Source organism: Nonomuraea sp. NEAU-A123 (assembly GCF_018603905.1).
Lineage (GTDB): Bacteria > Actinomycetota > Actinomycetes > Streptosporangiales > Streptosporangiaceae > Nonomuraea.
In genome coordinates this window covers 138,038-163,952 of record NZ_JAHFZZ010000018.1, presented here as the reverse complement: position 1 = coordinate 163,952, position 25,915 = coordinate 138,038, and the positions used below count along the sequence as shown (strand labels likewise).

The following is a 25,915-nucleotide window of genomic DNA, read 5'->3' as shown; positions in this document are numbered from 1 at the left end:
CTCCTGCGATTTCGAATGTTCAGATCAGATGATCTCATCATACGAATGGTCACGGTATCTTGGTTGCCGATGCACGGCAAACGCCGGGACGAGGGGGACGATGGGCCGGCTCACCAGGGCTGAGACGCAGGAGCGCAACCGTGCCAAGGTGCTGGCCGCGGCCAAGGACGAGTTCGCCGAGCACGGTTTCCGGGACGCGAAGATCGACAGCATCGCCGAGCGGGCGGAGCTCACGCGGGGCGCTGTCTACTCCAACTTCCCCGGCAAGCGGGCGCTGTATTTCGCGATGCTGGCCGACCTGGCCGAGCGCGCTGCCGAGCCGCCGCACCCGGAGCCGGGCCTGACCGTGGCGGAGGCGCTCGGCGCGTTCGCGCGCGCGTGGGTGACGCGGCTGCCCCTGGCCACCGACGATCAGTACGGCGCCGGTCGGCTCGGGATGGATCTGATGCCCGAGGTCGGCGCGGACGAGCGGATGCGCCGGCCGTTCGCGCAGCTGATGATGTTCGAAGCGATGCTGCTCGGGCTGGCCCTGGAACGGTTGCGCCCGTCCGCCGGCCGGCAGGTTCGGGTGGCGGAGATGGCGCTGACGATGCTGCACGGCGCGAGCCAGCTCGCGGCCGTGGCGCCCGGGTTCGTGGACCCGTTCAACGTGGTCAGTGCGTGTGAGCAACTGGCGGACCTGGACCTGGATGACCGGTGGCCGCAGCCGTCGATCGTGCCGCAGGCGCGGGTGGTCGATGAGCGGTGGGCGCCGCCGGTGGCGGTGGATCTGGTCCGAGGCGAGCCGGTGGAGTTCGCCGGCGACGGGGTGGTGGCGGTGCTCGGGCTGCACCGGCTGTCGGCGGCGGAGGAGGCGGTGCGCGCCGCCGCGCCGGCGGACGAGGTCACGATCGTGCTGGTCACGAGCGTCGTGGATGAGCTGGCGCCGCTGGCCCGGCTGGTGATCGCCGACCTGCGTTCCTGCCTGCGTCAGGCTTTCCCGGCGGCGGCGTTGCCGCGGCCGAGGGTGGTGTGCGACGCATCGGGGGTGCTCGCGGCGGCGGCGGGCGTGCCGGCGGTCAGCGACGCCACCGAGACGGCGGTACGCGTGGAGTCCGGGCGGATCGTGACCCGGGCCGACGGCTACGGCGCCTGCCATGCCGCCGCCTCGGCCTGACGTCCCGATCATGGACCGCCCCGTACGAGCAGGAGTCCGCCTAGTCGATGCCAGGTCCAGGCGATGTCGCCTCTGGTGGGGGAATCCGGACCGGTGGCTGTTCCACCCGGCGTAGCCCGAGTCCCCGGCGGATGTCGGCGGCCGGGCGGGCCCGCGCGCGGGCCGCGAGGTCCTCGAAGAAGACCATGTAGCCCATGCCCCTGAGCTCGGCCTCCTTGTGGATGTAGGGCTGCAGGATCCGCCAGAACTCCGGGATGCTCTCGCCGAAGAAGCTGAGGACCAGGTCTTCCGGCACCGTCCGATGGGCGATGAGCAGCCCGGCGTTGTCGAACAGGAACCCGACCTTCCGCACCGCGGCGCGGGCCGGTTCCGGCAGGCCCGTGACCCCGCCGTCCGGCGGATGGTCGGTGGCCAGCCGCTGGAAGATGAAATCACGGGCCTCGAACCATTCGGCGCTGCGCGCCTCCTGGAAGGTCCCCAGCACCACGGGCAGCAGGGCGTGCCGTGACACCGCGCGGGCCTGCCGTATCGACAGCGCGACCGCCGCCACGGCCGCGACCGCGCTGGCGAGGCTCACTAAGAGGGAAACGTCCATGGTCCCTTCGATACGCGTGCTTTTACCGTTACGCCACTCCGCCCGGGCGGCGGCAAAATCGGTTGCCCCGTCCGGCGGCCGTCTGTTGTACTCCCGTCATCTGTCCGCCGACCCAGGAGCATGAAATGCGCGAAGCGTTCTTGTCCCCCTTTAAGGCAATTGCCAGCTATCTAGAGGACAGAACGCTTGATGCGAAGCTTGAACTTGGGGATCTTGGCGCACGTAGACGCCGGTAAGACCAGTCTGACCGAGCGGCTGCTCTACGCCGCCGGGGTCATCGACGAGATCGGCAGCGTCGACGACGGCAGCACCCAGACCGACTCCCTGGCCCTGGAACGGCAGCGCGGCATCACGATCAAGTCCGCGGTCGTCTCCTTCGTCATCGGCGACGTCACGGTCAACCTGATCGACACGCCCGGCCACCCCGACTTCATCGCCGAGGTCGAACGCGTGCTGAGCGTGCTCGACGGCGCCGTGCTGGTCATTTCCGCAGTGGAAGGTGTGCAGGCCCAGACCCACGTGCTGATGCGCACGCTGCAGCGGCTGCGGATCCCCACCCTGCTGTTCGTCAACAAGATCGACCGCCGTGGCGCGCGGGACGAGGGGCTGCTGCGGGCCATCGCCGAGAAGCTGACGCCCGCGATCGTGGCGATGGGCTCGGTGCGTGACCTGGGCACCCGCGATGCCGCCTTCGCGCCGTCCGGGGCCGCCGACGCCGCCTTCACCGCGCGGCTGGCCGAGGTGCTGGCCGATCACGACGACGCCTTTCTGGCCGCGTACGTCCACGACGAGACGGCCGTCTCCTACCGGCGGCTGCGGGGCGAGCTCGCGGCGCAGACCGGGCGGGCCCTGGCGCACCCGGTGTTCTTCGGCTCGGCGATCACCGGCGCGGGTGTGGACGCGCTGACCTCCTGCATCGCGGAACTGCTGCCCGCCGCGTCCCGGGGCGAGCCCGGCGACCCCGTCTCGGGCACGGTCTTCAAGGTCGAACGTGGTCCGGCGGGGGAGAAGATCGCCTACGTCCGGATGTTCTCCGGGACGGTACGCGTACGGGACCGGCTGCGGTTCGGCGACGAGACCCGCGACCAGGAGGGCGGGGCCCGCGACAAAGTGGGCGGGGCCCGCGACAAGGAGAAGGTCACCGCGCTGAGCGTGTTCGACCGGGGCGCCGACGTCCAGCTTTCCTCGGTCACGGCCGGACAGATCGGCAAGCTGTGGGGCCTGGCCGACATCCAGATCGGCGACACGATCGGCGAACCGCGTCAGAGCCCCGGCCGCCACCACTTCGCCCCGCCCACCCTGGAGACCGTCGTCGTCCCCGCGAGCCCCGCCGAGCTGGGCGCCCTGCGCGTCGCGCTCGCCCAGCTCGCCGAGCAGGACCCGCTGATCGACCTGCGCCAGGACGACCTCCGGCAGGAGATCTCCGTCTCGCTCTACGGCGAGGTGCAGAAGGAGGTCATCCAGGCGACGCTGGCCACCGACTTCGGCCTCAAGGTCGCCTTCCGCGAGACGACCACGATCTGCGTCGAACGGCCGATCGGCACCGGCGTGGCGGTCGAGTTCAACGGCAAGGCCCCCAACCCCTTCCTGGCCACCGTCGGGCTGCGCGTCGAACCCGCCCCGATCGGCACCGGCGTGCGGTACCGGCTGGCGGTCTCGCCCGGGGCGCTCCCGCTGGCCTTCCACAAGGCGGTCGAGGACACCGTAAGGGAGACCCTGAACCAGGGCCTGCACGGATGGCAGGTCACCGACTGCACGGTCACCATGACGCACTCCGGCTATTCGCCCCGGCAGAGCCACTCCCACGCCATCTTCGACAAGAGCATGTCGAGCACCGGCGCGGACTTCCGCAACCTGACGCCGCTGGTCCTGATGAACGCGCTGAGGCAGGCCGGCACCAGGGTCCACGAGCCGATACACAGCTTCACGCTGGACGTGCCGGCCGACACGATCGGCACCGTGCTGCCGGAGCTGGCCCGGCTGCGCGCCGTCCCCCGCACACCGGCCATGCGGGGCGCGTCCTGCCTGGTCGAGGGGGACATCCCGGCGGCGCGCGTCCACGAGCTGCACCAGCAGTTGCCATCGCTGACCCGGGGCGAAGGCGTGCTGGAGTCGGCCTTCGACCGCTACCAGCCCGTCGTCGGCACGGTCCCGGCCCGGCCGCGCACGGACCACAACCCGCTGGACCGCAAGGAATACCTGCTGCACGTCATGCGGCGGGTCTGAGTTGGCTTTCCGGCATCCGGGAAACGGCATTCCGCCGCCGGTATGACGGAGGTCACCATCGGTCTCACTCGCCCTACCGAAGGAGCCGGCCGATGTCGAGCATTCCCCGCGATCAGTGGTACGTCGCCGCGTACGGGCGCGAGATCGGCCAGGAGCCGTTCGGGCGCACCGTCTGCGGTGAGCCGATCCTGTTCTGGCGCACGCGCGCGGGGACCGTCACCGCCATGTCCGACCGCTGCGTGCACCGGCGCTTTCCGCTGTCCCAGGCGCCGAGCCGGGTGGTGGACGACCAGGTGGTGTGCGGCTACCACGGGTTCACCTACGGCGCCGACGGCGGTTGCGTCGCCGTCCCGGGCCAGACGCGGGTGCCCAGGACCGCGCGGTTGACCAGCTACCCGGCTATGGAGCAGGACTCGTTCGTCTGGGTCTGGATCGGCGACCCGGCCAAGGCCGACGCCGCGAGCATCCCGCGGGCGCCGTGGCTGGTCTCGCCCGAGTACACCACGGTGTCCGGGATGGAGCCGCTGAAGGCGCGGTTCGGGCTGCTGGTGGACAATCTGCTCGATCTCTCGCACGAGACGTACCTGCACGGCGGTTACATCGGCACCCCGGAGGTCGCTTCCACGCCGATCACCACCGAGGTGGACGAGCAGGCCGGGATCGTCTACGTCAGCCGGCACATGGACGACGCCGAGTGCCCGCCGTTCTACGCCAAGTCCACCGGGCTGACCGGGCGGATCATGCGCTGGCAGGACATCGAGTACACGCCGCCGTGCCTGTACAAGCTGCACTCGCGCATCGCGCCGCCCGGCGTGCTGCCCAACGGCGACGGCAGCGACCCGGACGCCTTCCACGTCGAGGTCGTGTACGCCATCACGCCCGAGACCGAGCACACCACCCACGACTTCTGGGCCGTGGCCCGCGACTTCGCCCTCGACGACCAGGGCGTGTCGGACTTCCTGGCCGAGCAGAACCGTACGGTGGTGCTCCAGGACGTGGCCGCGCTCGACGTGCTGGAACAGGTGATCGCGACCGAACCCCCCGGCTACCAGGAACTGTCGATCAACATCGACACCGGCGGGCTGGCGGCGCGGCGGATGCTCGCCCGCCAGAGCACGGGCGGCCGGGTGTGACCGGCATGGCACCCCACCGCATGCTCACCGGCCGCGAGGTGCTGAGGGTGGTGTGGCTGCCCGGCAGCGACCTGTTGGAGGGCACCTGCCACTGCGGCGCCACGCAGGTCGCCGAGGGCCCGATCGAGGTGTGGGAGTGGCTGCTCGCCCACCCGGTCGGCCATACGGCGCAAAGCATGACGGAAGCGGCGCGATGAGCGAGCGCAAGCTGGTCGTGCACGCGCGCGGGCAGGCGGCCGAGGGCGTCGTCGTCCTGGACCTGCGTGACCCCGCCGGCGCCGAGCTGCCCGAGTGGACGCCCGGCGCGCACGTCGACCTCGTTCTGGGCGGCGACCTGGTCCGCCAGTACTCGCTGTGCGGCGACCCGGCCGAGCGCACGACCTGGCGGATCGCCGTCCTGCGCGAGCCCACCGGCCGGGGCGGCTCGGCGTACGTCCACGACGAACTCCACCCCGGCACGGCGGTCCTGGTCCGCGGACCGCGCAACCACTTCCCGCTCCACCCCGCGCCCCGCTACCTGTTCATCGCCGGCGGGATCGGGATCACCCCCATCCTGCCGATGATCGCCGCCGCCGGCACCGGGTGGGAGCTCGTCTACGGAGGCCGCACGGCCGCGTCGATGGCGTTCGCCGGCGAGCTGCGCGCCCGCTACGGCGACCGGGTGACCCTGCGACCCCAGGCCGAGCACGGCCTGCTCGACCTCGACGGCATCCTGGAGGGCACCCCACCCGAGACCCTCGTCTACTGCTGCGGGCCGGCCCCGCTGCTGGAGGCCGTCGAGCGCCGCTGCGCGAACCGTCCCCTGCACGTCGAACGCTTTTCCCCCAAAGACCCCGGCGATCCCGTACGAACGGCGTCGTTCGAGGTCGAGCTGGCCCGCACCGGCCGCACGCTCACCGTCCCACCGGAGCGGTCGGTGCTCGAGGTCGTGGAGGAGGCGGGTGTGCAGGTCCTATCCTCATGTCGTGAGGGGACGTGCGGCACGTGCGAGACCACCGTGCTCGCCGGCACGGTCGACCATCGCGACTCGCTGCTCACCCCCGAGGAGCGGGCGGCCCACGACACCATGTTCCTGTGCGTCTCCCGCGCCGCCTGTCCAAGACTCGTCCTCGAACTCTGACACCACCGCGGGAGCCACCGATGCCGACGGCCGAACGGACCGGGCCTGTGGTGGCACGCGCGCTGCAGATCCTCGGCGCGTTCACACCCGACCGGCGCGCGCTGACGCTCAGCGAGCTGTCCCGGTACGCCGGGCTGCCGGTCTCCACCGTGCACCGGCTGGCCGCCGACCTGGTGGCCTGGGGCGCGCTGGAGCGGGACCAGGCCGGCTGCTACCACATCGGGCTGCGCCTGTGGGAGATCGGCTCGCTCGCCCCGCGCGGCCTCGGCCTGCGTGAGGCCGCCCTGCCCTACCTCGAGGACCTGTCGCAGGTCACCCGGGAGAACGTGCAGCTGGCCGTACGGGAGGGCACCGAGGTGGTGTTCGTCGAGCGGATCGCGGGCAGCAAGGCCGTCCCGGTGCTCACCCGGGTCGGCGGCCGCTTCGCGCTCACCGCGACCGGCGTCGGACTCGTCCTGCTCGCCCACGCCCCGGACGACGTGCGCGAACAGGTGCTGTCCGGGCCGATCAAACGCTATACCGAACGCACCATCACGACCCCGCACCGGCTGCGCGCCGCGCTCGCCGACACCCGCGCCCGCGGTTACGCCATCAGCGACCGGCAGGTGACCATGGACGCCGTGTCGGTGGCGGCGCCGATCCACGGCGCCGAGGGCGACGTCGTCGCGGCGGTGTCCCTGGTCGTCCACTACGGCAGCGCCTCGCCCCACGAGCTCGCCCCGCTGGTGCGCACCAGCGCGCGCGCCATCTCTCGCGCGCTCATGACCGCACGTCCGTGACCTGCCGGCCCATCCGGCCGCTTTTTCGGCCGCATTGATGTTAGGCATATCTTTGACTGTGGTCGGCGAAGTGCCCTACATTTGGCGGAAACGCAGTCCTGCCTTGGGGTGACATGGTGGATTTGTCAGGAAAAGTGGCTGTTGTTACCGGGGCCGGTCGCGGCCTGGGTCAGGCGTACGCGCTGGCCCTGGCGCGGGCGGGTGCGGCGGTCGTCGTCAACGACGTGGACACTGAGGCGGCCGACCAGGTCGCCGGCGCCATCACCGCCGAGGGCGGCCGGGCCGTCGTGGCGGCGGGCGCCGTCGGGGGGACCCAGGTCGCCCAGAGGTTGGTGGACACCGCCGTCAAGGAGTTCGGCCGGCTGGACGTCATGGTCACCAACGCGGGCGTCCTGCGCGACCGCGTGCTGTGGAAGATGTCCGACGAGGAGTTCGACGCGGTCGTCGAGGTACACCTGCGCGGCACGTTCACCTGCGCCCGCGCCGCGGCCGTGCGCATGCGCGAGCAGGGGGAGGGCGGTCGCCTGATCCTCATCTCCTCACCGGCCGGCCAGCGCGGGAACTTCGGCCAGACCAACTACGCCGCCGCCAAGGCCGGGATCGTCGCGATGGCCCGTACCTGGGCGCTGGAACTGGCCCGTTCGCAGATCACGGTCAACGCCGTCGTACCGGTCGCGGCCACCGAGATGACCAAGACCATCCCCGCCTTCGCCCCCATCCTGGAAAGGGGAGAGCCGTACCCCGACTGGGTGCGCAAGGACGAGGGCCTCGGGACGGTCGAGGACGTGGCCGGGCTCGTCGTCTACCTCGCCTCGGACGCCTCCGCCGAGGTCACCGGGCAGGCCATCGGCGTGGGCGGCGACAAGCTGGCCCTCTGGTCGCACCCGGCCGAGAAGGCCGTGGCGTACGCGGACGGAGGGTGGAGCGCCGACGCCATCGCCGCCTCCTGGCACGCCACGGTGGGCGCCGAGCCGGAGACGTACGGCATCCCCGCTCCCAAGGGGGCCTGACATGGACCTCGACGAGCTCGTCGCGATCGACGTCCACACCCACGCCGAGGTGTCCAAGGACGGGCACGGCTCGCTCAGCCCGGCGCTGTTCGGCGCCTCCGCCGAGTACTTCGGCTCGCACGAGCGCCCGACGATCCCGCAACTGGCCGCGTACTACCGGGAGCGGAAGATGGCCGCTGTGGTGTTCACCGTGGACGCCGAGCACGCCACCGGCCATCCCCGCATCGCGAACGAGGAGATCGCCGAGAGCTGCGCCGAGCACCCGGACGTGCTGATCCCGTTCGCCAGCGTCGATCCGTGGAAGGGCAGGGCGGGCGCCCGCGAGGCCCGCCGCCTGGTCGCCGAGCACGGGGTGCGCGGCTTCAAGTTCCACCCCAGCATCCAGGCCTTCGCCCCGAACGACCCGATGGCCTACCCCCTGTACGAGGTGATCGAGGAGACGGGCGCGGTCGCCCTGTTCCACACCGGCCAGACCGGCATCGGCGCGGGCGTCCCCGGTGGGGGCGGGATCCGGCTGAAGTACTCCAACCCGATGCTGGTCGACGACGTCGCCGTGGACTTCCCGCACTTGAAGATCATCCTGGCGCATCCGTCGTTCCCCTGGCAGGACGAGGCGCTCGCGGTCGCCACGCACAAGCCGTACGTGCACATCGACCTGTCCGGCTGGTCGCCGAAATACTTCCCGCCGCAGCTCGTCCGCTACGCCAACACGCTGCTCAAGGACAAGGTGCTCTTCGGCTCCGACTACCCGGTCATCGCCCCTGACCGCTGGCTGGCCGACTTCGCCAAGCTCGACATCAAGCCCGAGGTCCGCCCGAAGATCCTCAAGGACAACGCCGCCCGCCTGCTCGGCCTCACCCCCAAGGAGCAGCCATGACCATCACCGCGAACGGCCTGGCGGAGCTGACGGCGCTCGCGGGCCGGGACCTCGGCCACACTGGCTGGCTGGAGATCACCCAGGATCGGGTGAACACCTTCGCCGGCGCCACGAACGACTACCAGTGGATCCACGTGGACCCGGAGCGGGCCAAGGACGGGCCGTTCGGGGGCCCGATCGCGCATGGTTACCTGACCTTGTCCCTGCTCATCCCGATGTTCAACGAGCTGCTGGACATCCAGGGCGTGACGATGAGCATCAACTACGGCCTGAACAAGGTGCGTTTCCCCAGCCCCGTCAAGGTGGGCGCCAAGATCCGCCTGGCCGGGAAGGTCGCCGAGGTCGAGGAGGTCCCCGGGGGCGGCGTGCAGATGCTCATGGACTTCACCGTCGAGATCGACGGTTCGGGCAAGCCCGCCTGCGTGGCCCAGGCCGTCTACCGGCACTACGCCTGAGGAGCACCGATGCGGAATGCCGGAATTGGCGCCTGGCCCGCCCGGCGCGCCCGGATGACGCCGGACCGTACCGCCTTCGTGTTCGGCGATCACTCGCTGACGTACGCCGAGGTCCATGAACGGGTGACCAGGCTCGCCGACCGGCTGCGGGGCAGTGGTGTGCGGGCGGGGGACCGGGTCGCCTACCTCGGCCCGAACCACCCCGCGTTCGCCGAGACCATGTTCGCGACGCACGTGCTCGGCGCGATCTTCGTCCCGCTGAACTTCCGGCTCGCCCCGCCCGAGATCGACTACATGCTGGGCCACTGCGGCGCGAAGACCCTCCTCTACGCGCCGCAGTGCGCCGGCGCGGTCCGCGCGCTGCGGCCGACCGCGGCCCTGGACGAGATCGTCGCGCTGGACGGCGCGGCGCCGGGGGAGCGGGACTACGAGAGCTGGCTCGCGCAGGGCGACCCCACGCCCATCGACCTGCCGGTGGACCTGGCCGACATCGCGCTCATCCTCTACACCTCGGGCACCACCGGCCGTCCCAAGGGCGCCATGCTCAGCCACGCCAACCTGGTGTGGAACACCTTCAACATGATCATCGGCGTGGACGTCGCCGCCGACGAGACGACGCTGATCAGCGCCCCGCTGTTCCACGTCGCGGCGCTGAACCAGACGCTGCTGCCCACCTTCGCCAAGGGCGGCCGCTCGGTCATCATGCCGTCGTGGGACGTGGACGGGTGCTACGACCTCATCGAGAAACACGGCGTCACCTGGATGTTCGGGGTCACCACGATGTTCGCCGCGCTCGCCCGCTCGCCCCGCTGGAGCGCCGCGGACCTGTTCTCGGTACGTACGCTGATGGCCGGGGGAGCGGCGGTGCCGCCCGCCCTGATCCGCGCCTACCAGGAGCGGGGTCTGGTGTTCTGCCAGGGGTACGGGCTGACGGAGACCTCGCCCGGGGCGACCTTCCTGGAGGCCGGCCAGAGCGCGCGCAGGGCCGGCTCGGCGGGCGTGCCCGTGCTGTTCGCCGACGTCCGGGTCGTGCGGCCCGACCTCACCGACACCCTGCCCGGCGAACCCGGCGAGGTCCTCATCCAGGGCCCGAACGTCACCCCCGGCTACTGGGACGATCCTGCTGCCACGGCCGCGGCCTTCGCCAAGGGCGGCTGGTTCCGCTCCGGCGACCTCGCCATCCGCGACGAGGACGGCCACCTGTACATCGTCGACCGGGTCAAGGACATGTACATCTCCGGAGGCGAGAACGTCTATCCCGCGGAGGTGGAGGCGGCCCTCTTCGAGCATCCGGCGGTGGCCGAGGCCGCGGTGATCGGCGTGCCGGACGCGACATGGGGCGAGAGCGGCCACGCGTTCGTGGTGGCCCGTCCCGGACAGGCGGTCACGGGCGAGGACCTGCGCCGGTTCCTCCGTTCCCGGCTGGCCAAGTACAAGATCCCCGGCCAGGTCACCTTGGTCGACGACCTGCCGAAGACCGGCTCGGGCAAGATCCAGAAGCCCAGGCTGCGCGAACGGGTCAGTGCGGTGCAGGCCGGACCGTGCCGTCCGGCAGCGGTTGATCAGGAACACTGCGGTGCGGCGCGCGAGCGCACCGGGAAAGCGAGCGGGCTATGACCGACTCCGGGCTCCAGGACGTCCCGGCCGTGAGCCGACCGCACGTCGAGCCGGGCAAGCTGTTCATCGACGGCCAGTGGTGCGAGGCGCACGCCAAGGGCCGCAGGGACGTCATCGACCCGTCCACCGGGAAGGTCGTCACCACCGTCGCCGAGGCCGACGCCGCCGACGTGGACGCCGCCGTCACGGCCGGGCGCAGGGCGTTCGGCCCGTGGGCGCGGATGTCCGGCCGCGAGCGGGCCCGCGTGCTCCACCGCGTCGCCGACATCGTCAGGCGGCGGGAGGACGAGCTCGTCGCGGTCGAGAGCCTCGACGTCGGCAAGCCGGTGAGCCTGTGCCGCGCCGTCGACGTCGCCACGACCGCCGAGATCTACGAGTACTACTCGGGACTGGCGCAGACCCTCCAGGGGGCGACCCGGCAGATCCCGATCCCCTCGCACGCCTACACGAGCCGCGAGCCGCTCGGCGTGGTCGGCGCGATCACGCCCTTCAACTTCCCGCTGATCCTCAGCAGCGCGAAGATCGCCCCGGCGCTCGCCGCCGGCAACGCCGTGGTGCACAAACCCGCCGAGGACACGCCGCTCAGCGCCCTGCTCATGGCCGAGATCCTGGCCGAGGCCGGAGTGCCCGGCGGCGTACTGAACGTGGTCACCGGCGGCGCACAAGCCGGCGAGGCGCTGCTGCGCCACCCCGGGATCGACAAGATCGCCTTCACCGGTTCGACCGAGATCGGCCGGCACGCGGCCGCCACGGCGGGGGAGGCGCTCAAGCCCGTCACGATGGAGCTCGGCGGCAACGCCGCGCAGATCGTGTTCGAGGACGCCGACCTGGACAAGGCGATCGGCTCGGTGATCAAGGGCTTCGTCTTCAACACCGGCCAGTTCTGCATGGGCGGGCCGCGCCTGCTCGTCCACCGCTCCCTGTACGACACCGTCCTGGAGATCCTGGCCGGCGCCGTCGCCGGAGTGCCGGTCGGCGACCCCTTCGACCCGGCGACCGTCGTGGGCCCCATGGCCGCCGAGCGGCATCTCACCAAGGTCGAACGGTACGTACGGCTCGCCCGTGACCAGGGCGGCCGGGTCGTCACCGGAGGCGAGCGCCTGGAACTCGGCGGCGGCTACTACTACCGGCCGACGATCATCGCCGGCCTGGACGACGACTCCCGGGTCGTACAGGACGAGATCTTCGGCCCCGTCCTGACCGTCCAGCCCTTCGACACCGAGGACGAGGCCGTGGAGCTGGCCAACGGCACGCCGTACGGGCTGGCGGCGGGCCTGCAGACCACGGACCTGGCCCGCGCCCACCGCGTGGCGGCCCGGCTGGAGGCGGGCATCGTCTGGGTGAACGACTGGGCGATGCTCGACCCGGCGATCCCCTTCGGCGGCGTCAAGCAGTCCGGGTACGGGCGGGAGTACGGGCCCGAGGCGCTGGAGTCGTACACCAAGGTGAAGTCCGTCGTCATCGCCCTTTGAGAGGTGTGCCATGACCACCACCACATCAGCGGCCGTCGTCGAATCCGCGGGCGAGGGCTTCCACCTGACCCAGGTCGAGCTGGCCGACCCGCGCCCGGACGAGGTCCTGGTCCGGATGGTCGCCGCCGGGGTCTGCCACACCGATATGGGCGTCGCCGCCGGCGCGCTGCCGTTCCCGCTGCCCGGCGTCCTGGGCCACGAGGGCGCGGGCGTCGTCGAGGAGGTCGGCTCGGCGGTGACGCGCGTCCGTCCCGGCGACCAGGTGCTGCTCTCCTTCACCTCGTGCGGCAGATGCGCCGACTGCCGCGCCGGGCACCCCGCCTACTGCGCGGCCTGGTTGCCGCTGAACCTGCTCGGCGGCGCCCGCGCGGACGGCTCGCCCACCGTGACCCGGGACGGCGCGGCACTCGGCGGGCACTTCTTCGGCCAGTCCTGCTTCGCCAGGCATGCCCTGGTGGACGAGCGCAGTCTGGTCAAGCTGCCCGTCGGCGCGCCGCTCGAGCTGCTGGCGCCCCTCGGCTGCGGCGTGCAGACCGGCGCCGGGGCGGTATGGAATGTCCTGCGCCCCCGCCCCGGCGCCACCCTCGTCGTGACCGGCGCGGGTGCGGTCGGCCTGTCCGCGATCATGGCGGCCCGGCTCACCCCGGCCACCCGCGTCATCGCCGTGGACCGGATCCCCGCCCGCCTGGAGCTGGCCGCCGAGCTCGGCGCCACCCACACCGTCGACACCACCACGGCCGATCTCGCCGAGGCCATCGGCGAGATCACCGGCGGCCGGGGCGCCGACGGCGTGGTCGAGACGACGGGCAACGTGACGGTCGCCGGCGCCGCCGTCGGCGTCCTGGCCGCCCGTGGCACCGCGGTCCTGGTCGGCGCCCCGCCGTTCGGCTCCACCGTCCCCGTGGACGTCAACTTCATGCTCCCGGGCCGCCAGGTGGTGGGCCTGACCCTGGGCGACAGCGAGACCGAGTCGCTGATCCCGGTACTCGCGGAGCTGGTGTCCGACGGCCGGCTGCCGATCGACCGCCTGATCAGGCACTACAAGTTCGAGGAGATCGAGCGCGCGGTCGGCGACATCGTCTCCGGCGCCGCCGTCAAGCCGGTCCTCCGCTTCTAGAAATCTACAATGTAAAGGGCTGTGCCGGACGCTTTCGGCGGATCAGTACGGGCTAGACATGAGATGTCGCTATTGTTATGTTCGCGCGCCCCATTGCCACCTCCGGCGCCTCTGGTCACCCCGGTCGCCGGGGGCGGAGCCCGAGTGGCGGGCGGACGGGACGGCCAGGGGAACGGCGCGCTACGGCGTTCTGTCCGTCGAACGGGGATCGGGGACAGGGTCGTTCGTCCCACGCGGCGATCCACGAAGGACGGGATGATCATGGCCAAGCGGCGAGAGCGTCTGCGCTATTGGTTCGACAACACGATGTCGAGGGGCACTCCGGCCCTGATCGGCTGGCTCGCGCTGGTGACCGTCGTGATGGTCGCGAGCTTCGGCGTGCTCGTCTATGTGCTCGCTGGGGACGACCTGCCGCACAAGAGCTGGAGCGAGGCGCTCTGGGGCATGCTCATGCGGGCGATGGACGCCGGCACCGTGGCGGGCGACAACGAAGGCAGCACGCTCTTCACCATCCTGGGGTTCACGATCACGATCGGCGGCCTGCTGATCGTCAGCAGCCTCGTCGGTGTCCTCACCACCGGTCTGGACAACAAGCTGCAGGAGCTGCGCAAGGGCCGTTCCAAGATCGTAGAGGCCGGGCACACGGCGCTCATCGGCTGGTCGGACCAGATCTTCACGATCATCCCCGAGCTCGTGGAGGCCAACGAGAGCGAGTCGAAGTCCTGCGTGGCGATCCTCGGGGACCGCGACAAGCTGGAGATGGAGGAGGAGCTGCGCTCGCGGCTGGGCGGCACCGGCAAGACCCGGGTCGTCGTCCGCTCCGGCAGCGCCACCGAGCCGACCGACCTCGACCTGTTGAGCCTGGACACGGCGCGGGCGATCATCGTACTGTCGCCGGGCGGTGAGGATTCCGACGCGCACGTCATCAAGACGCTGTTGGCGCTCACGAACCGCAACTGGCGCCGACGTCGCCCGCCGATCATCGCCTCCGTCGTCGACACCACCAACCTGGTGGCCGCCGAGCTCGCCGGGGGCGGCCACGCGCAGGTGGTCGACACCGACGACATCGCCTCCCGGCTCATCGTGCAGTCCTGCCGCCAGTCGGGCCTGTCGGTGGTCTGCACGGACCTGCTGGACTTCGGCGGCGACGAGATCTACCTGCGGCCCGAGCCGAAACTGACCGGCTTCCCGTACGGGGAGGCGCTGTTCGCCTACGACACCGCCTCGCTCATCGGCATCCGGCACGCCGACGGGTCGGTGGTGCTGAACCCGCCGATGAACGCCGAGATCATGCAGGGCGACGAGATGATCGTGGTCGCCGAGGACGACTCCGCCATCCGGCTCGTGCGCAGCTTCCCGCCGATCGTCGAGGGGGCGATCGCCCGCCCCGTCCGTCAGCCGACGCCGCCGGAGCGGACGCTGCTGCTGGGCTGGAACAGCCGGGCCAACAAGATCGTGCAGGAGCTGGACCAGTACGTGTCGCCCGGTTCGTCCCTGCACGTGGCGGCCGCCGCCGTCGAGGAGAGCGACAGCCTGGAACGGCTGAAGGTGGGCCTGCGCAACCTGGTGGTGAACGTCAAGGAGTGCGACACCACCGACCGGATCACCCTGGAAGCGCTGGACGTGGGCACGTTCGAGCACATCATCGTCCTGGCCGACAGCAACCTCGAGCCGCAGCACGCCGACTCGCGCACGCTGGTGACGCTGCTGCACCTGCGCGACATGGCCGCCAAGTCCGGGCAGCGGTACGCGATCGTCAGCGAGATGAACGACGACCGCAACCGCCGGCTGGCCCAGGTCACCAAGGCCGACGACTTCGTGGTCAGCGACAAGCTGATCAGCCTGCTGATGACCCAGTTGTCGGAGAACCCGCACCTCGGGCAGGTGTTCCGCTACCTGTTCGACTCCGAGGGGTCGGAGATCTACCTCAAGCCGGCGACGGACTACATCCAGCCGGGGGTGCCGGTCAGCTTCGCCACCGTGATCTACTCCGCGCGGATGCGCGGCGAGACCGCGATCGGCTACCGCGTGCTGGCCGAGGCCAGCTCCCCGCCTGCCTACGGTGTCGTGCTTAATCCCGGTAAATCCGACCCTGTCACGTTCGGCCCGCGCGACCTGGTGATCGTCCTCGCCGAGGACTAAAATCATCGGATGAGTCAACCGCTACGGGAGTGGTATGTCTTGACTCTGGGGTCTGTCTCGTGTATTCGTCGGATGTCTGAAGAGATCAGTCTTGTTGGCGTAACCCCCGTCAGCCCAACGAGAGAGCGATCGCCATGCCGCGCCGCCGCATCCCCGTCAGAGTCTTATCCGCCTGCGCCGCCCTCCTTCTCGCCCTGACCGCCTTCATCGTCGGCGCTCCGGCCGCCGGCGCGGAGGTCGAGCACCCGCGGCAGCAGTGGCTGCGGGAGTCCACCGCGGGGCTGTTCCTGCACTGGGGCATGTTCACCGCGCCCCGGCACCTCGACTGCGCCTCCTGGGAGCGGGACGTCACCGGGGGCGGCTGGAGCCCCGACTACTGGGTGGACGAGGCCCGCAAACTGGGCGCCTCCTACATCGTGCTGGCGACCTTCCACAGCAGGCTCGGCTACGCCCGGCCGTGGCCGTCGAAGATCCCCGGCAGTTGCGCCACCCAGCGTGACCTGCTCGGCGAGCTGGTCAAGGCGGGCCAGGCCAAGGGCGTACGGGTCATCCTGTACATGACCGACGACCCGCAGTGGCACAACGAGGTGGGCGTCGAGACGCTCGACTCGGCCGCCTACTCCGCGTACAAGGGTCGTCAGGTCGACCTGACGACCAGGAGCGGGTTCGGCCAGTTCAGCTACGACCTGTTCTTCGAGGTCATGGAGGACTATCCGGACCTGGCCGGGTTCTGGATCGACAACGACAACGAGTACTGGGAGCAGAACCAGCTCTACGAGCAGATCCGGCAGAAGCGCCCGTCCTGGTTGCTGAGCAACAACAACGAGGACACGCCGATCATGGACACGGTCAGCAACGAGCAGAAGACCGGCATGACGCCGGCCTACGACTACCCGCAGGCCGCCTTCACCCCGATGCCGCGCCTGACCGAGGCCGACTACAAGCTGCCGACCACCGGCGACTGGTGGTACGACGGCGGCAGCCACCCCGTCGACTTCCGCCTCAGCACCGGCCGGTACGTCACCAACGCCGGTTCGTCGATGAAGTCGCTGATGGCCGAGACCCCGATGGTCAACGGCAGGTTCCCGCCCCAGCAGGAGGAGTTCAACACCTTCATGGCCGGGTGGGTGCCGCCGATCCGCTCGTCGCTGCAGGGGACCGAGGGCGGCGGCTACATGTACGGCGGCATGCAGCCCGGCTTCTGGAACGACGGCGCGCACGGCGTCGTCACCGTCGAACGCGGGGCGAAGGTCCAGTACGTGCACGTGGTGACCAGGCCCAGGACCGATCTGGTACGGCTGCGCGACAACGGCTACCGCGTGTCCGCGGTCACCGATCTGCGTACGGGCCAGCGGATGCGGTTCGCCCAGTCCGCCGGCTACCTGACGATTCTCGGCATCACCCAGTGGGACACCTACGACACCGTGTTCAAGGTCGAGACCCAGGGCCAGGAGCACTTCTACCCCCAGACCGGGCTCAAGGCGACCGCCTCGTCGGCCCGCGCGGGCCATCCGGCGAGCGCCCTGGTCGACGGGAGCTTCCAGGACTACTGGGACGCCGGCGCCAAGCTGCCCGTCTCGCTCACGCTCGACCTCGGTAGGCGGCGCAGGGCCGCCTACCTGGCGGTCAACCAGCGCGAGTGGTCGCCGACGTACGCGCGCGAGACGTTCGGCCGGCCCGAGGACTCGGCACGGATCAAGGACTATCGGGTGTACGCGAGTGACGACGGCAAGCACTGGGGCAAGCCCGTACGTACCGGGGCGATGCGCAGCGCACGCGGCGTCCAGTTCGTCGACCTCGGCGACACCAGCGCCCGCTACCTCAAGCTGGAGGTGCTGAACACCTGGGCCGGTCCCCAGGCGCCGCGCTTCTACCAGGAGCTGCAGATCGACGAGATCAAGGTGGCGTCGGACTACCCGGTGGGCTTCGGGGCGGCGGTGCCGCTGGAGGCGGAGCGGCAGGCCAGGAGCGGTTCGGCTCGGCTGGACCTGTGCCGGGCGTGCTCCGGGCTGGCCCGGGTGACGGGGCTCGGCGGCGGCCCGCGTAACGCGGTCACCTACCGCGAGGTCACGGTGGCTGCGGCCGGGACGTACCGGCTCGAACTCGATCACACCGCGGCCGCGGCCACGTCACTGTCGGTGAGCGTCAACGGCGGCGCGGCGGTGGAGGTGCCGGTGAGCGGCGACAACGCCGACGTGCCCGCCGCCACGGCGCTGGCGGTGCCGCTGAACGCGGGCGCCAACACGATCACGCTGTTCAGCACGGCCCGGCAGGGCCCCGGGCTCGACCGGATCGCCGTCGCGCCGCTGCCGCCGGCCTCGGAGGTCCCGAAGACGACGATGACCGTGGACCCGTCCGGCCTGCAGTGGGTAGGCCCCGGACAGCAGACCCTGACGGTGTCGACGAAGCTGCGGCTCGACGTCGACGACGCGCTCGACCAGGTCAACCTGGCCCCGGTCGCGCCGGCCGGCTGGACGGTGACGGGCGGCGCGGCGACGGCGGCCACGCTGCGGCTCGGGCAGACGCTGGAGGGCTCCTGGACCCTCACCTCGCCGCCCGGCCAGGACGTCACCGCGGTGGACATCCCCATCACCGCGTCGTTCCAGGTGCTGGGCCGCCCCAACCAGGTCACCAGGCAGTTGCGGGTACGGCTGCGCCCGGCCGACCGGGTGTTCATGCGCGAGGCCGAGGACTCGCGCAACGGGCTCGGCAGCGCGGGCATCACGAGCTGCTCGCCCTGCTCGGGCGGGCAGAAGGTACGCAACCTGGGCGGGGCGGCGGACGCGTACGTGCTGTTCGAGAACGTCACCGTTGACGCCGCCCGCGAGTACACGCTGTTCATCGACTTCACGGTCAACGGCGACCGCTCGTTCTTCGTCACCGTCAACGACGCCGCGCCGCTCGAGGTGAAGGTGAGCGGCGTCGGCAACAACACCCCGTACACGACGTCCGTGCCCGTCACCCTGCGGGCCGGCGCCAACACCATCAAGATCCACAACGACACGGCGGCCGCGCCCGACCTGGACCGGCTGTCACTCGGCTGAGGCCGACTCCCTGCCGCCGGGCACCCCGGCGGCAGGAACCGGCTGCCAGGGCCAGCGGCCCTCCAGCTCGACCTGGAGCGAGACGCTGAGGAACGTACGGACGGCCACGATGATGGCCAGCACCCCGAGGCTCTGGAAAGTGGGGGAGACCGCCACGGTCTTGATGATGTCGGCCCCGACCAGGAACTCCAGCCCCAGCAGGATCGACCGGCCCACCCCGCGCCGGTAGGCCTGGTAGAGACCGGCCACCCGCCGGTCGCGCACCAGGCTCAGGCCGAACGTGGCGGTGGCGATGAGCAGGCCCACCGCGATCACGGCCACGCCCACGATGTCCAGCGCCGTGCCGATGGTCTCGATGACGTCCTTCACCTGCACGGTGTCCCTCCCCGGCCCGCCGACCCGTCCGGATCATGGTCGCACACGCCCCCTGACCCGACCTCAGCGACCGACCAACCCCGGCAGCACGTCAGGCGGGCAGTAAGGCCAGGGCGTCACGCGAGCGGTAACTCCAGCGCGTCACGCGAGTAGTAAGGCCAGCGCGAGTGTGAGCAGCAGGGAGTCCAGCCGGTCCAGCAGGCCGCCCGCGCCCGCCAGCCATGACGCCGAGTCCTTGGCTCCGGCCCCGCGCTTGACCATCGACTCCAGCAGATCGCCCAGCGGGGCACCCAGCGCCACGGCGAGCGCGAGCGGGACGGTGAACGCGCCCAGCAGCGCCAGCGCGCCCAGCCCCACGACGGCCCCGGCCAGCGCGCCGCTCCAGCGCTTGGCCGGAGACAGCGGCGACAGAGAAGGCCCGCCCAGCAGCCGCCCGGCGAACGAGGCCGCGATGTCGCCCACCGACACCGCGACGAACACCGCCAACACGACCGGGCCAAGCAGCACCACCCCCACCAGCGGCAGCAACCAGACCACCCCGAACACCCCCAACGACGCCCTCCTGAGCCCGCCCGCCGCGTCGCCCCCAAGCAGCGGCACGAGGATGACGGCCAGGACGGCCACGATCAGCACGCGCGGCAGGTACGGCAGGGCCAGCCAGGCCACCACCGGTAGCCCGGTCACCACCGCCACAAGCACCGCCCGGTCTGGGACGGCCAGCCCCATCAGCCCGCCGTACTCGAGCGCGCACACAACCCCGGCCACGACGGCCAACGCCGCGGCCCCACCCGGCCCGGCGTACAGCGCGGCGACCACCACGGGCACGGCCACCGCCCAGACGCACCACCGCAGGATGTACTCCCGCCTGCGCGACAGCGCGACCGCGATCCCACCGACAACGAGCGCACCCGCGATGTACGGGATCGCCACACCAGGGGTGACGAGGTCCGCGCTATGCGGGATCGCCGGGCCGGGGGTGATCAGGTCCGTAGCGTGCGAGATGGATGCGCCAGGGGTGACCAGGCCCGTGGTGTGCGGGAGTCGTGCAGCCGGGATGATCAGGCCGACAGCGTGCAGGACAGTCGCGCCGGGTGTGATCACGCGGTGGTCCGCAGGCGGTCCAGTGCGGCGGAGACGGTGGCGGTGATGTGGTCGTTGGCGTCGGGGTCGCGTACCGAGATCCGTACTGTTCTGCCCTCGAAGGCGGGTGACAGGGGCGACAGGTCGCGCAGGAACACCCCGGCCCGCCGGCACGCCGCCACCAGAGCGGCCGCGGTCGGGCCGGACCGGGGCAGTGTCAGCAGGACGAAGTTGGCGGCCGACTCGTGGACGTGCAGGTCGTCGCCGATCGCGGCGAGCCGTTTGGCGAGGCCGGAGCGCAGGGCGCGGGTCTGGGCCCAGTGGTCGGCGTAGTAGCCGGGGTCGCGCAGGGCGTGCACGGCGGCGATCTGCGCGGGCAGGCCGAGGCCCCAAGGCGGGGTCCAGCGGCGCAGTTCGGCCGCGAGCTCCGCCGGTCCGGTGAGGTAGGCGGCCCGCAGGCCCGATAAGGCGTACATCTTGGACAGCGACTTGCACACCACGGCATTGCCGGAGGCCGCGGCGTACGTCTCCAGCGATTGCCCGGGACCGGCGTACTCGACGTAGGCCTCGTCGATCCAGAACCGCGTCCCGCCCGGCGCGTCCGCGATCACCCGGCGCAGGTCCGCGGCGTCGGTGTGGACGCCGGTCGGGTTGTTGGGATTGACGATGACCACCAGGTCGTAGCGCTCGCGCAGCGCGTCCCGCAGCCGGTCGGGGTCCGGCCGCCAGCCGTCCGCCCGGCGCAGCGGGAAGCGGTCGGCGCGGCAGCCGATCACCTGCTCGACGACATGGGCGTACTCGCCGTAGACGGGGTCGGGCAGCAGCACCCTGGAGGAGGAGCCCAGCCAGCCGCGGAACGCGCGGAAGATCAGGTCCGACGAGCCCGCCCCGGCCGCCACGGCGTCCGGGGGCAGGTCGCGGCGTTCGGCGATCTCCTCGACGAGCCCTTCGGGGTAGGCCGGGGGAGAGGTACGGGCGAGCCAGCCCGGATCGTCGCCCAGCAGCTTGACCACGGCGGGAGCGGGCGGATACCACGCATCCAGCACGTCGGCGGGAATGACGTCGCCGCGCGCCGGCAAGGTGTCGAACCGGCGGCCCAGCGCCCCGATCGAGGCGCCGCCGTGCTGGCAGGCGGGCGGGCCGGGCAGGAACGGCATCTCCAGACTCCAGCGCACCCTCGGCTCCAGGGCGCGCAGCAGCGGGCCGTGGTCCCGCAGTGCCCGTTCGGCCAGGTCGCTCACCTGCCCGGACAGCACCTCGAAGGTGACGGCCCCCGCGCGCACCCGCGTCCCGGTGCCGGTCAGCCCGGCGGCCAGGTACATTCCGAGGATCTCGGTCCGTCCCAGCGCCACGACGGTGCGGCCGCCGTGCGCGGCCACCCAGCGCAGCGCCGCGTGCATGAGCAGCGGCGCCGCCGCCGAACCCCGCCAGCTCGGATCCACGGTCAGGATGCGGATCTCGAACAGGCCGTCCCGGCCCAGGACCGGATGCCCGTCGCGGCTGAGGTACTTGTCGATCGAATAGCGGCCCGCCCAGGGCGGTGTCACGCTGATGAACCCCACGGGCCGGTCGCCGTGGGCTGCGACGAGGTAGACGTTGTCGTCGTCGAGCGCGTCGGTCAGCCGTTCGGCCTGGTTGGGCGCGTGCTGGCCGAGCTCGTGCGCGTAGACCTCGTGCCGCAGCCGGTAGATCCACTGTCTGTCGGACGCGGATCCGGGGCGGATCTCCAGCATGACCATGTCTATCGGACGTACGCCGGGACCGGCCGGTTTCCACGGCCGGCGATCACTCCCACGCCAGGCCCGCCTCGCCACGACCGAAGCCCCCGCCTGAACAGACAGGGGCTTCTCATGCTCGAGGTCAGCGCGGGATGCCCGGATCACCTGCCAACCATCGCGTCACCTTTACCATTCGACCAGGTCGACCGTGTCGTTGTGCTCCGGGGGCTCTTCGAGGAATTCGCCTGCGGGCAGTCGAGGGTGGGGCTCCAGGCGATGTGCTAGTGGGCGGCGAGCAGGCGGCTGCGGCTGTTGCCCAGGTGGACACGGGCCGCCGCCCGCGCGCCGTCGCTGTCCTGACGCTCGATGGCCGCGTAGATGTTCTCGTGCTCGACAACGATCTGCTCGAAGTGCCCCTGCCCGGCGGGCGACAGCCGATCGCGCGGCACGATGATCATGGACGGGCCGAACGAGGTGATCAGGTCGGCGAAGTAGCGGTTGCCGGTTGCCAGGGCGACGCGGAGGTGGAACTGGAAGTCGGCGTTCACCGCCGCGCTGGGATTGTCGGCGCTCGCGGCGAACCGGTCGAGCGCCGCCCGCAGGTCCTCCAGGCGGGGCCCGCCGCGCCGGCGGGCGGCGAGCGCGGCGGCCTCGACCTCGAAAGCCGTGCGGAAGTCGAGCAGGGCGACCACGTCGTCGAGGGTCAGCTCGCCGCTCTGGCCGAACTCGAACCTGGTCGAGCCCGGCCGGGCCAGGACGAAGCTGCCGCGGCCGTGCTGGGTCTCGACGAGCCCGGCCGCCTGCAGCCGCGAGATGGCCTCGCGGACGACCGTCCTGCTCACGCCGTACGTCTCCACCAGGCTGCTCTCGGTGGGCAGCTTGTCGCCGGGACGGATGACGCCTTCCTGGATGCGAGCCGTCAGGTCGTCGACGAGGGTCTGGGTCAGGCTCGCCATCGGGGGGTCAGTCCTTCCTGGTGCCGAACTCGCACTGGTCCGCGGTCCACTTGGCGGCCTGCTCGCTCGGAGTGCACCCGATGCCGGGACGGCCGGGCACGATCATCCTGCCATCGCGGATCTCCAGGCGCTCGTCGAACAGCGGCTCCAGCCACTCGAAGTGCTCCACCCACGGCTCCAGCCCGTAGGCCGCGGCCAGGTGCAGGTGGATCTCCATCGCGAAGTGCGGGGCCAGCTGCAGGCGGTTGTGCTCGGCCAGCGCCGCCAGGCGCAGGAACGGGGTGATGCCGCCGATGCGCGGCGCGTCGGGCTGGATGACGTCGGCGGCGCCGGCGCGGATGAGCTCGGCGTGCTCGGCGACGCTGGTGAGCATCTCGCCGGTCGCGATCGGCGTGTCGAGCGAGGCCGCGAGCGCCGCGTGGCCGGCGCTGTCGTAGGCGTCCAGCGGCTCCTCGATCCAGACCAGCCCGAACTCCTCCAGGGCCCGGCCCATGCGCTGGGCGGCCGGCCGGTCCCACTGCTGGTTGGCGTCCACCATGAGAGGCACGCCGTCGCCCAGGTGCTCGCGGACCGCGCGGACCCTGGCCAGGTCGACGCGGGAGTCGGGGTGGCCGACCTTGAGCTTGATGCCGCCGATGCCGCGTTCGAGCGAGGCGCTCGCGTTCTCCAGGACCTGCTCGATCGGGGTGTGCAGGAAGCCGCCGGAGGTGTTGTAGCAGCGTACGGAGTCGCGATGGGCGCCGAGCAGCTTGGCCAGGGGGAGCCCGGCGCGCTTGGCCTTGAGGTCCCACAGCGCGACGTCCAGGGCCGCGATCGCCTGCGTGGCCAGCCCGCTCCGCCCGACCGACGCCCCGGCCCAGACCAGCTTCTCCCACAGGCGGGCGATGTCGCTGGGGTCCTCGCCGAGCAGCTCCGGGGCGATCTCCCGGGCGTGCGCGTACTGGCCGGGGCCGCCGGCCCGCTTGGAGTAGCCGAAGCCGAAGCCCCGGTGGCCGCTCTCGGCGCCGATCTCCGCGAACAGGAAGGCGATCTCGGTCATGGGCCGCTGCCGCCCGGTGAGCACCTTGGCGTCACTGATCGGGGTGGCGAGCGGCAGGTAGACCGAGGAGAGCCGGACCCAGGCGATGCGATCGGAGGAAGTCATGGCGGTCATCGTACAACTCGCCATGTCGTCATACAACACCTAGAACTCACCCAGGTCCATCGGGGCCATGCGCTCGATGGCCAGCCGGGTGCGCTCCATCGCCTCGGTGATCTCCTTCGCGCGCTCCTCGGTGAGGTTGGCGATGGGCACCGAGCAGCTGATGGCGTCGGTCGGCGGGCTGGTGTAGCGCAGGGCGAAGCCGAAGCAGGTCACGCCGACGTAGTTCTCCTCGTCGTCGATCGCGTAGCCGCGCCTGCGGGTCAGTTCGAGATCCCGTACGAGGGTCTCGCGGTCCACCAGCGTCTTGGGCGTCAGGGGAGTGAGCTGCTCGGGGATCGGCACCTCCAGGCCGGTGCCGAGCCGCTCGGCCAGCAGCGACTTGCCCATGGCGGTGCTGAAGGCGGGCAGCCTGCGCCCGACGCGGCTGAAGGGGCGCAGGTACTGGCTCGACTCCTTGGTGGCCAGGTAGACGATGTCGCCCCGGTCCAGGCGGCCGAAGTGGATGGTCTCGTCGAGGAGCACGCTGAGGTCGTTGATGTGCGGCTGCACGATGCGCAGATAGGGGTCGGTGTCGAGGTAGGTGGTGCCCGCGAGCAGGGCGCGGATGCCGATGCTGTACAGCGTCCCGCTCGCGTCGGTACGCACCCAGCCGCGCTCGACCAGTGTCCGGATCAGCGCGTAGATGCTGCTCCTGGGCGCGCCGAGCGCGTCGCTGAGCTCGCGCAGCCGAGCCGGCCGGTTCTGCCGTGAGGCCAGGAGTTCCAGGAGTTCGACGGTGCGGGCGGCGGACTTCACGCCTCGCACGCCGCCCTGCGCCGTGCCCTCGGCCTCGTCTAGGGGGAGTGTCATCGCACCTCATCTGTCATGGGGACGGCCGGTTGACACATTACCAATTCGCGAGCAAGACTGCTCGCCACGTAACAGGCATCTACATATGGAGACAGGATGACCGCTACGTATACAGTCGATGATGTACGCGCCAGGCTCCGCCGGGGCATGGAGAGCGCCGTGTTGTCGTTCCCGCTCACGCCGTTCGACACCGGCGGCGCCGTGGACCTCGACTCCTTCCGTGCCTACATCCGCGATCAGGTCGCGGCCGGACCGGGCGCGTTGTTCCCGTGCTGCGGGACGGGCGAGTTCTTCTCCCTGGCCGAGGACGAGTACGAGAGCCTCGTCACGGCCGCGGTCGAGGAGACGGCCGGGTCGGTGCCGGTGGTCGTGGGAGCCGGGTACGGCTGGGCCCAGGCGGCGCGCTTCGCCGCCATCGCCGAGCGGGCCGGGGCCGACGCGCTGCTGCTGATGCCGCCCTACCTGGTGGAGGCGCCCCAGGAGGGCCTGGTCGAACACGTACGGCGGGTCGCGGCGAGCACGTCGCTGCCCGTCATCGTGTACCAGCGCGCCCAGGTGAAGGTGGCGGTGCGCAGCATCGCCGGGCTGGCCCAGATCCCGAACGTGATCGGTTTCAAGGACGGCCACTCCGACCTCGACCAGTTGCAGCGGCTCAAGCTGGCCGCGCCGCCGGAGTGGCTGTTCTTCAACGGCGCCGCGACGGCCGAGATGCAGGCCCGCGCCTACCGGAGCATCGGCGTGCCCGCCTACTCCTCCGCCGTCCACGCCTTCGCCCCCGAGATCGCGAAGGCCTTCTTCCTCGCCTTCCACGCCGACGACCACGCGCGGGTCGACCTGCTGCTGAGCCGCTTCTACATCCCCCTGGTCGAGCTGCGCGACAAGGGGATCGGCTACAGCGTCTCCCTGGTCAAGGCCGGGGCGCGGCTCCGCGGCATCCCCGTGGGCCCCGTACGCGCCCCGCTCGCCGACCCCTCCCCAGAGCACCTCGACGAGCTCCGTGCCCTGCTGGACACGGGCCTCGCCCTCGTCCGGTAAGGAAGGAATCCCCTT

22 protein-coding genes are annotated in these 25,915 nt (G+C 71.2%); 15 read left to right on the top strand and 7 right to left on the bottom strand.

Annotated elements, in window-relative coordinates; translation table 11 throughout:
- Positions 1-100: 100 nt before the first annotated feature.
- The gene (locus tag KLK06_RS42145) at positions 101-1,156 is read left to right on the top strand and encodes a TetR/AcrR family transcriptional regulator (RefSeq protein ID WP_214641303.1); all 1,056 of its coding nucleotides are present in this window, start codon (positions 101-103) and stop codon (positions 1,154-1,156) included.
- A gap of 40 nt (positions 1,157-1,196) precedes the next feature.
- On the opposite strand, the gene KLK06_RS42140 is transcribed toward KLK06_RS42145, so the two are convergent.
- On the bottom strand, positions 1,197-1,751 hold the full coding sequence (locus tag KLK06_RS42140; protein ID WP_214641302.1) for a hypothetical protein: 555 nt from the start codon (positions 1,749-1,751) through the stop codon (positions 1,197-1,199).
- A gap of 189 nt (positions 1,752-1,940) precedes the next feature.
- On the opposite strand from KLK06_RS42140, the gene KLK06_RS42135 reads away from it, so the two are divergent.
- The 13 genes from KLK06_RS42135 (at position 1,941) to KLK06_RS42075 (ending at position 18,743) form a co-directional block, all read left to right on the top strand.
- Complete coding sequence (locus KLK06_RS42135) at positions 1,941-3,977, top strand: translation factor GTPase family protein (RefSeq protein ID WP_214641301.1); 2,037 nt, start codon at positions 1,941-1,943, stop codon at positions 3,975-3,977.
- A 92-nt stretch (positions 3,978-4,069) separates the two neighbouring features.
- Entirely contained in the window at positions 4,070-5,110 is a 1,041-nt protein-coding gene (locus tag KLK06_RS42130) for an aromatic ring-hydroxylating dioxygenase subunit alpha (protein WP_214641300.1), read from the top strand.
- A 5-nt stretch (positions 5,111-5,115) separates the two neighbouring features.
- Positions 5,116-5,307 (top strand): hypothetical protein, encoded by a 192-nt coding sequence (locus tag KLK06_RS42125; protein WP_214641299.1) that lies wholly within the window; start codon positions 5,116-5,118, stop codon positions 5,305-5,307.
- Positions 5,304-6,230, top strand: coding sequence for a PDR/VanB family oxidoreductase (locus KLK06_RS42120; protein WP_214641298.1), 927 nt, complete (start codon positions 5,304-5,306; stop codon positions 6,228-6,230). Before KLK06_RS42125 ends, KLK06_RS42120 begins: the two co-directional genes overlap by 4 nt.
- A gap of 20 nt (positions 6,231-6,250) precedes the next feature.
- Positions 6,251-7,009, top strand: coding sequence for an IclR family transcriptional regulator (locus tag KLK06_RS42115; RefSeq protein ID WP_214641297.1), 759 nt, complete (start codon positions 6,251-6,253; stop codon positions 7,007-7,009).
- 134 nt (positions 7,010-7,143) lie between these two features.
- Positions 7,144-8,019, top strand: a complete 876-nt coding sequence (locus KLK06_RS42110) for an SDR family oxidoreductase (protein WP_308168700.1) — start codon at positions 7,144-7,146, stop codon at positions 8,017-8,019.
- A 1-nt stretch (position 8,020) separates the two neighbouring features.
- Positions 8,021-8,896 (top strand): amidohydrolase family protein, encoded by an 876-nt coding sequence (locus KLK06_RS42105; protein WP_214641296.1) that lies wholly within the window; start codon positions 8,021-8,023, stop codon positions 8,894-8,896.
- Entirely contained in the window at positions 8,893-9,351 is a 459-nt protein-coding gene (locus tag KLK06_RS42100) for a MaoC family dehydratase (protein ID WP_214641295.1), read from the top strand. Before KLK06_RS42105 ends, KLK06_RS42100 begins: the two co-directional genes overlap by 4 nt.
- Before the next feature lie 9 nt (positions 9,352-9,360).
- Positions 9,361-10,968 (top strand): long-chain fatty acid--CoA ligase, encoded by a 1,608-nt coding sequence (locus tag KLK06_RS42095; RefSeq protein WP_214641294.1) that lies wholly within the window; start codon positions 9,361-9,363, stop codon positions 10,966-10,968.
- The gene (locus KLK06_RS42090) at positions 10,965-12,440 is read left to right on the top strand and encodes an aldehyde dehydrogenase (RefSeq protein WP_214641293.1); all 1,476 of its coding nucleotides are present in this window, start codon (positions 10,965-10,967) and stop codon (positions 12,438-12,440) included. The genes KLK06_RS42095 and KLK06_RS42090 overlap by 4 nt, the downstream gene beginning before the upstream one ends.
- Before the next feature lie 10 nt (positions 12,441-12,450).
- Entirely contained in the window at positions 12,451-13,557 is a 1,107-nt protein-coding gene (locus KLK06_RS42085; RefSeq protein ID WP_214641292.1) for an NAD(P)-dependent alcohol dehydrogenase, read from the top strand.
- A 261-nt stretch (positions 13,558-13,818) separates the two neighbouring features.
- Positions 13,819-15,699, top strand: a complete 1,881-nt coding sequence (locus tag KLK06_RS42080) for a potassium transporter TrkA (RefSeq protein WP_308168699.1) — start codon at positions 13,819-13,821, stop codon at positions 15,697-15,699.
- Positions 15,700-15,833: 134 nt separating this feature from the next.
- On the top strand, positions 15,834-18,743 hold the full coding sequence (locus KLK06_RS42075) for a CBM35 domain-containing protein (protein WP_214641290.1): 2,910 nt from the start codon (positions 15,834-15,836) through the stop codon (positions 18,741-18,743).
- Here KLK06_RS42075 and KLK06_RS42070 read toward each other — a convergent pair.
- The 6 genes from KLK06_RS42070 to KLK06_RS42045 form a co-directional block, all read right to left on the bottom strand.
- Entirely contained in the window at positions 18,732-19,118 is a 387-nt protein-coding gene (locus tag KLK06_RS42070; protein ID WP_214641289.1) for a DUF1622 domain-containing protein, read from the bottom strand. The two genes, KLK06_RS42075 and KLK06_RS42070, sit on opposite strands and share 12 nt — an antisense overlap.
- Before the next feature lie 141 nt (positions 19,119-19,259).
- Positions 19,260-20,219 (bottom strand): phosphatidate cytidylyltransferase, encoded by a 960-nt coding sequence (locus KLK06_RS42065; protein ID WP_308168698.1) that lies wholly within the window; start codon positions 20,217-20,219, stop codon positions 19,260-19,262.
- Positions 20,216-21,931 (bottom strand): aminotransferase class I/II-fold pyridoxal phosphate-dependent enzyme, encoded by a 1,716-nt coding sequence (locus tag KLK06_RS42060; RefSeq protein ID WP_214641288.1) that lies wholly within the window; start codon positions 21,929-21,931, stop codon positions 20,216-20,218. Before KLK06_RS42060 ends, KLK06_RS42065 begins: the two co-directional genes overlap by 4 nt.
- 266 nt (positions 21,932-22,197) lie before the next feature.
- A complete protein-coding gene (locus tag KLK06_RS42055; RefSeq protein WP_214641287.1) occupies positions 22,198-22,872 on the bottom strand; it encodes a FadR/GntR family transcriptional regulator in 675 nt (224 codons plus the stop codon).
- 7 nt (positions 22,873-22,879) lie between these two features.
- On the bottom strand, positions 22,880-24,016 hold the full coding sequence (locus KLK06_RS42050; RefSeq protein ID WP_284735291.1) for a mandelate racemase/muconate lactonizing enzyme family protein: 1,137 nt from the start codon (positions 24,014-24,016) through the stop codon (positions 22,880-22,882).
- A gap of 39 nt (positions 24,017-24,055) precedes the next feature.
- Positions 24,056-24,865, bottom strand: coding sequence for an IclR family transcriptional regulator (locus KLK06_RS42045; protein ID WP_214641285.1), 810 nt, complete (start codon positions 24,863-24,865; stop codon positions 24,056-24,058).
- Between the two features lie 96 nt (positions 24,866-24,961).
- Between KLK06_RS42045 and KLK06_RS42040 the strand changes: the two genes are divergently transcribed.
- The gene (locus KLK06_RS42040; RefSeq protein WP_214641284.1) at positions 24,962-25,900 is read left to right on the top strand and encodes a 5-dehydro-4-deoxyglucarate dehydratase; all 939 of its coding nucleotides are present in this window, start codon (positions 24,962-24,964) and stop codon (positions 25,898-25,900) included.
- Positions 25,901-25,915: the final 15 nt, after the last annotated feature.

Excerpts from the sequence above, each read along its gene's own strand:
- KLK06_RS42105 (WP_214641296.1), top strand. The coding sequence starts at position 8,021 with ATGGACCTCGACGAGCTCGTCGCGATCGACGTCCACACCCACGCCGAG.
- KLK06_RS42040 (WP_214641284.1), top strand. The coding sequence starts at position 24,962 with ATGACCGCTACGTATACAGTCGATGATGTACGCGCCAGGCTCCGCCGG.
- KLK06_RS42045 (WP_214641285.1), bottom strand. The coding sequence starts at position 24,865 with ATGACACTCCCCCTAGACGAGGCCGAGGGCACGGCGCAGGGCGGCGTG.
- KLK06_RS42075 (WP_214641290.1), top strand. The coding sequence starts at position 15,834 with ATGCCGCGCCGCCGCATCCCCGTCAGAGTCTTATCCGCCTGCGCCGCC.
- KLK06_RS42090 (WP_214641293.1), top strand. The coding sequence starts at position 10,965 with ATGACCGACTCCGGGCTCCAGGACGTCCCGGCCGTGAGCCGACCGCAC.
- KLK06_RS42125 (WP_214641299.1), top strand. The coding sequence starts at position 5,116 with ATGGCACCCCACCGCATGCTCACCGGCCGCGAGGTGCTGAGGGTGGTG.
- KLK06_RS42145 (WP_214641303.1), top strand. The coding sequence starts at position 101 with ATGGGCCGGCTCACCAGGGCTGAGACGCAGGAGCGCAACCGTGCCAAG.
- KLK06_RS42060 (WP_214641288.1), bottom strand. The coding sequence starts at position 21,931 with ATGCTGGAGATCCGCCCCGGATCCGCGTCCGACAGACAGTGGATCTAC.
- KLK06_RS42115 (WP_214641297.1), top strand. The coding sequence starts at position 6,251 with ATGCCGACGGCCGAACGGACCGGGCCTGTGGTGGCACGCGCGCTGCAG.
- KLK06_RS42085 (WP_214641292.1), top strand. The coding sequence starts at position 12,451 with ATGACCACCACCACATCAGCGGCCGTCGTCGAATCCGCGGGCGAGGGC.
- KLK06_RS42130 (WP_214641300.1), top strand. The coding sequence starts at position 4,070 with ATGTCGAGCATTCCCCGCGATCAGTGGTACGTCGCCGCGTACGGGCGC.
- KLK06_RS42095 (WP_214641294.1), top strand. The coding sequence starts at position 9,361 with ATGCGGAATGCCGGAATTGGCGCCTGGCCCGCCCGGCGCGCCCGGATG.
- KLK06_RS42120 (WP_214641298.1), top strand. The coding sequence starts at position 5,304 with ATGAGCGAGCGCAAGCTGGTCGTGCACGCGCGCGGGCAGGCGGCCGAG.
- KLK06_RS42135 (WP_214641301.1), top strand. The coding sequence starts at position 1,941 with ATGCGAAGCTTGAACTTGGGGATCTTGGCGCACGTAGACGCCGGTAAG.
- KLK06_RS42050 (WP_284735291.1), bottom strand. The coding sequence starts at position 24,016 with ATGACTTCCTCCGATCGCATCGCCTGGGTCCGGCTCTCCTCGGTCTAC.
- KLK06_RS42080 (WP_308168699.1), top strand. The coding sequence starts at position 13,819 with ATGGCCAAGCGGCGAGAGCGTCTGCGCTATTGGTTCGACAACACGATG.
- KLK06_RS42055 (WP_214641287.1), bottom strand. The coding sequence starts at position 22,872 with ATGGCGAGCCTGACCCAGACCCTCGTCGACGACCTGACGGCTCGCATC.
- KLK06_RS42140 (WP_214641302.1), bottom strand. The coding sequence starts at position 1,751 with ATGGACGTTTCCCTCTTAGTGAGCCTCGCCAGCGCGGTCGCGGCCGTG.
- KLK06_RS42100 (WP_214641295.1), top strand. The coding sequence starts at position 8,893 with ATGACCATCACCGCGAACGGCCTGGCGGAGCTGACGGCGCTCGCGGGC.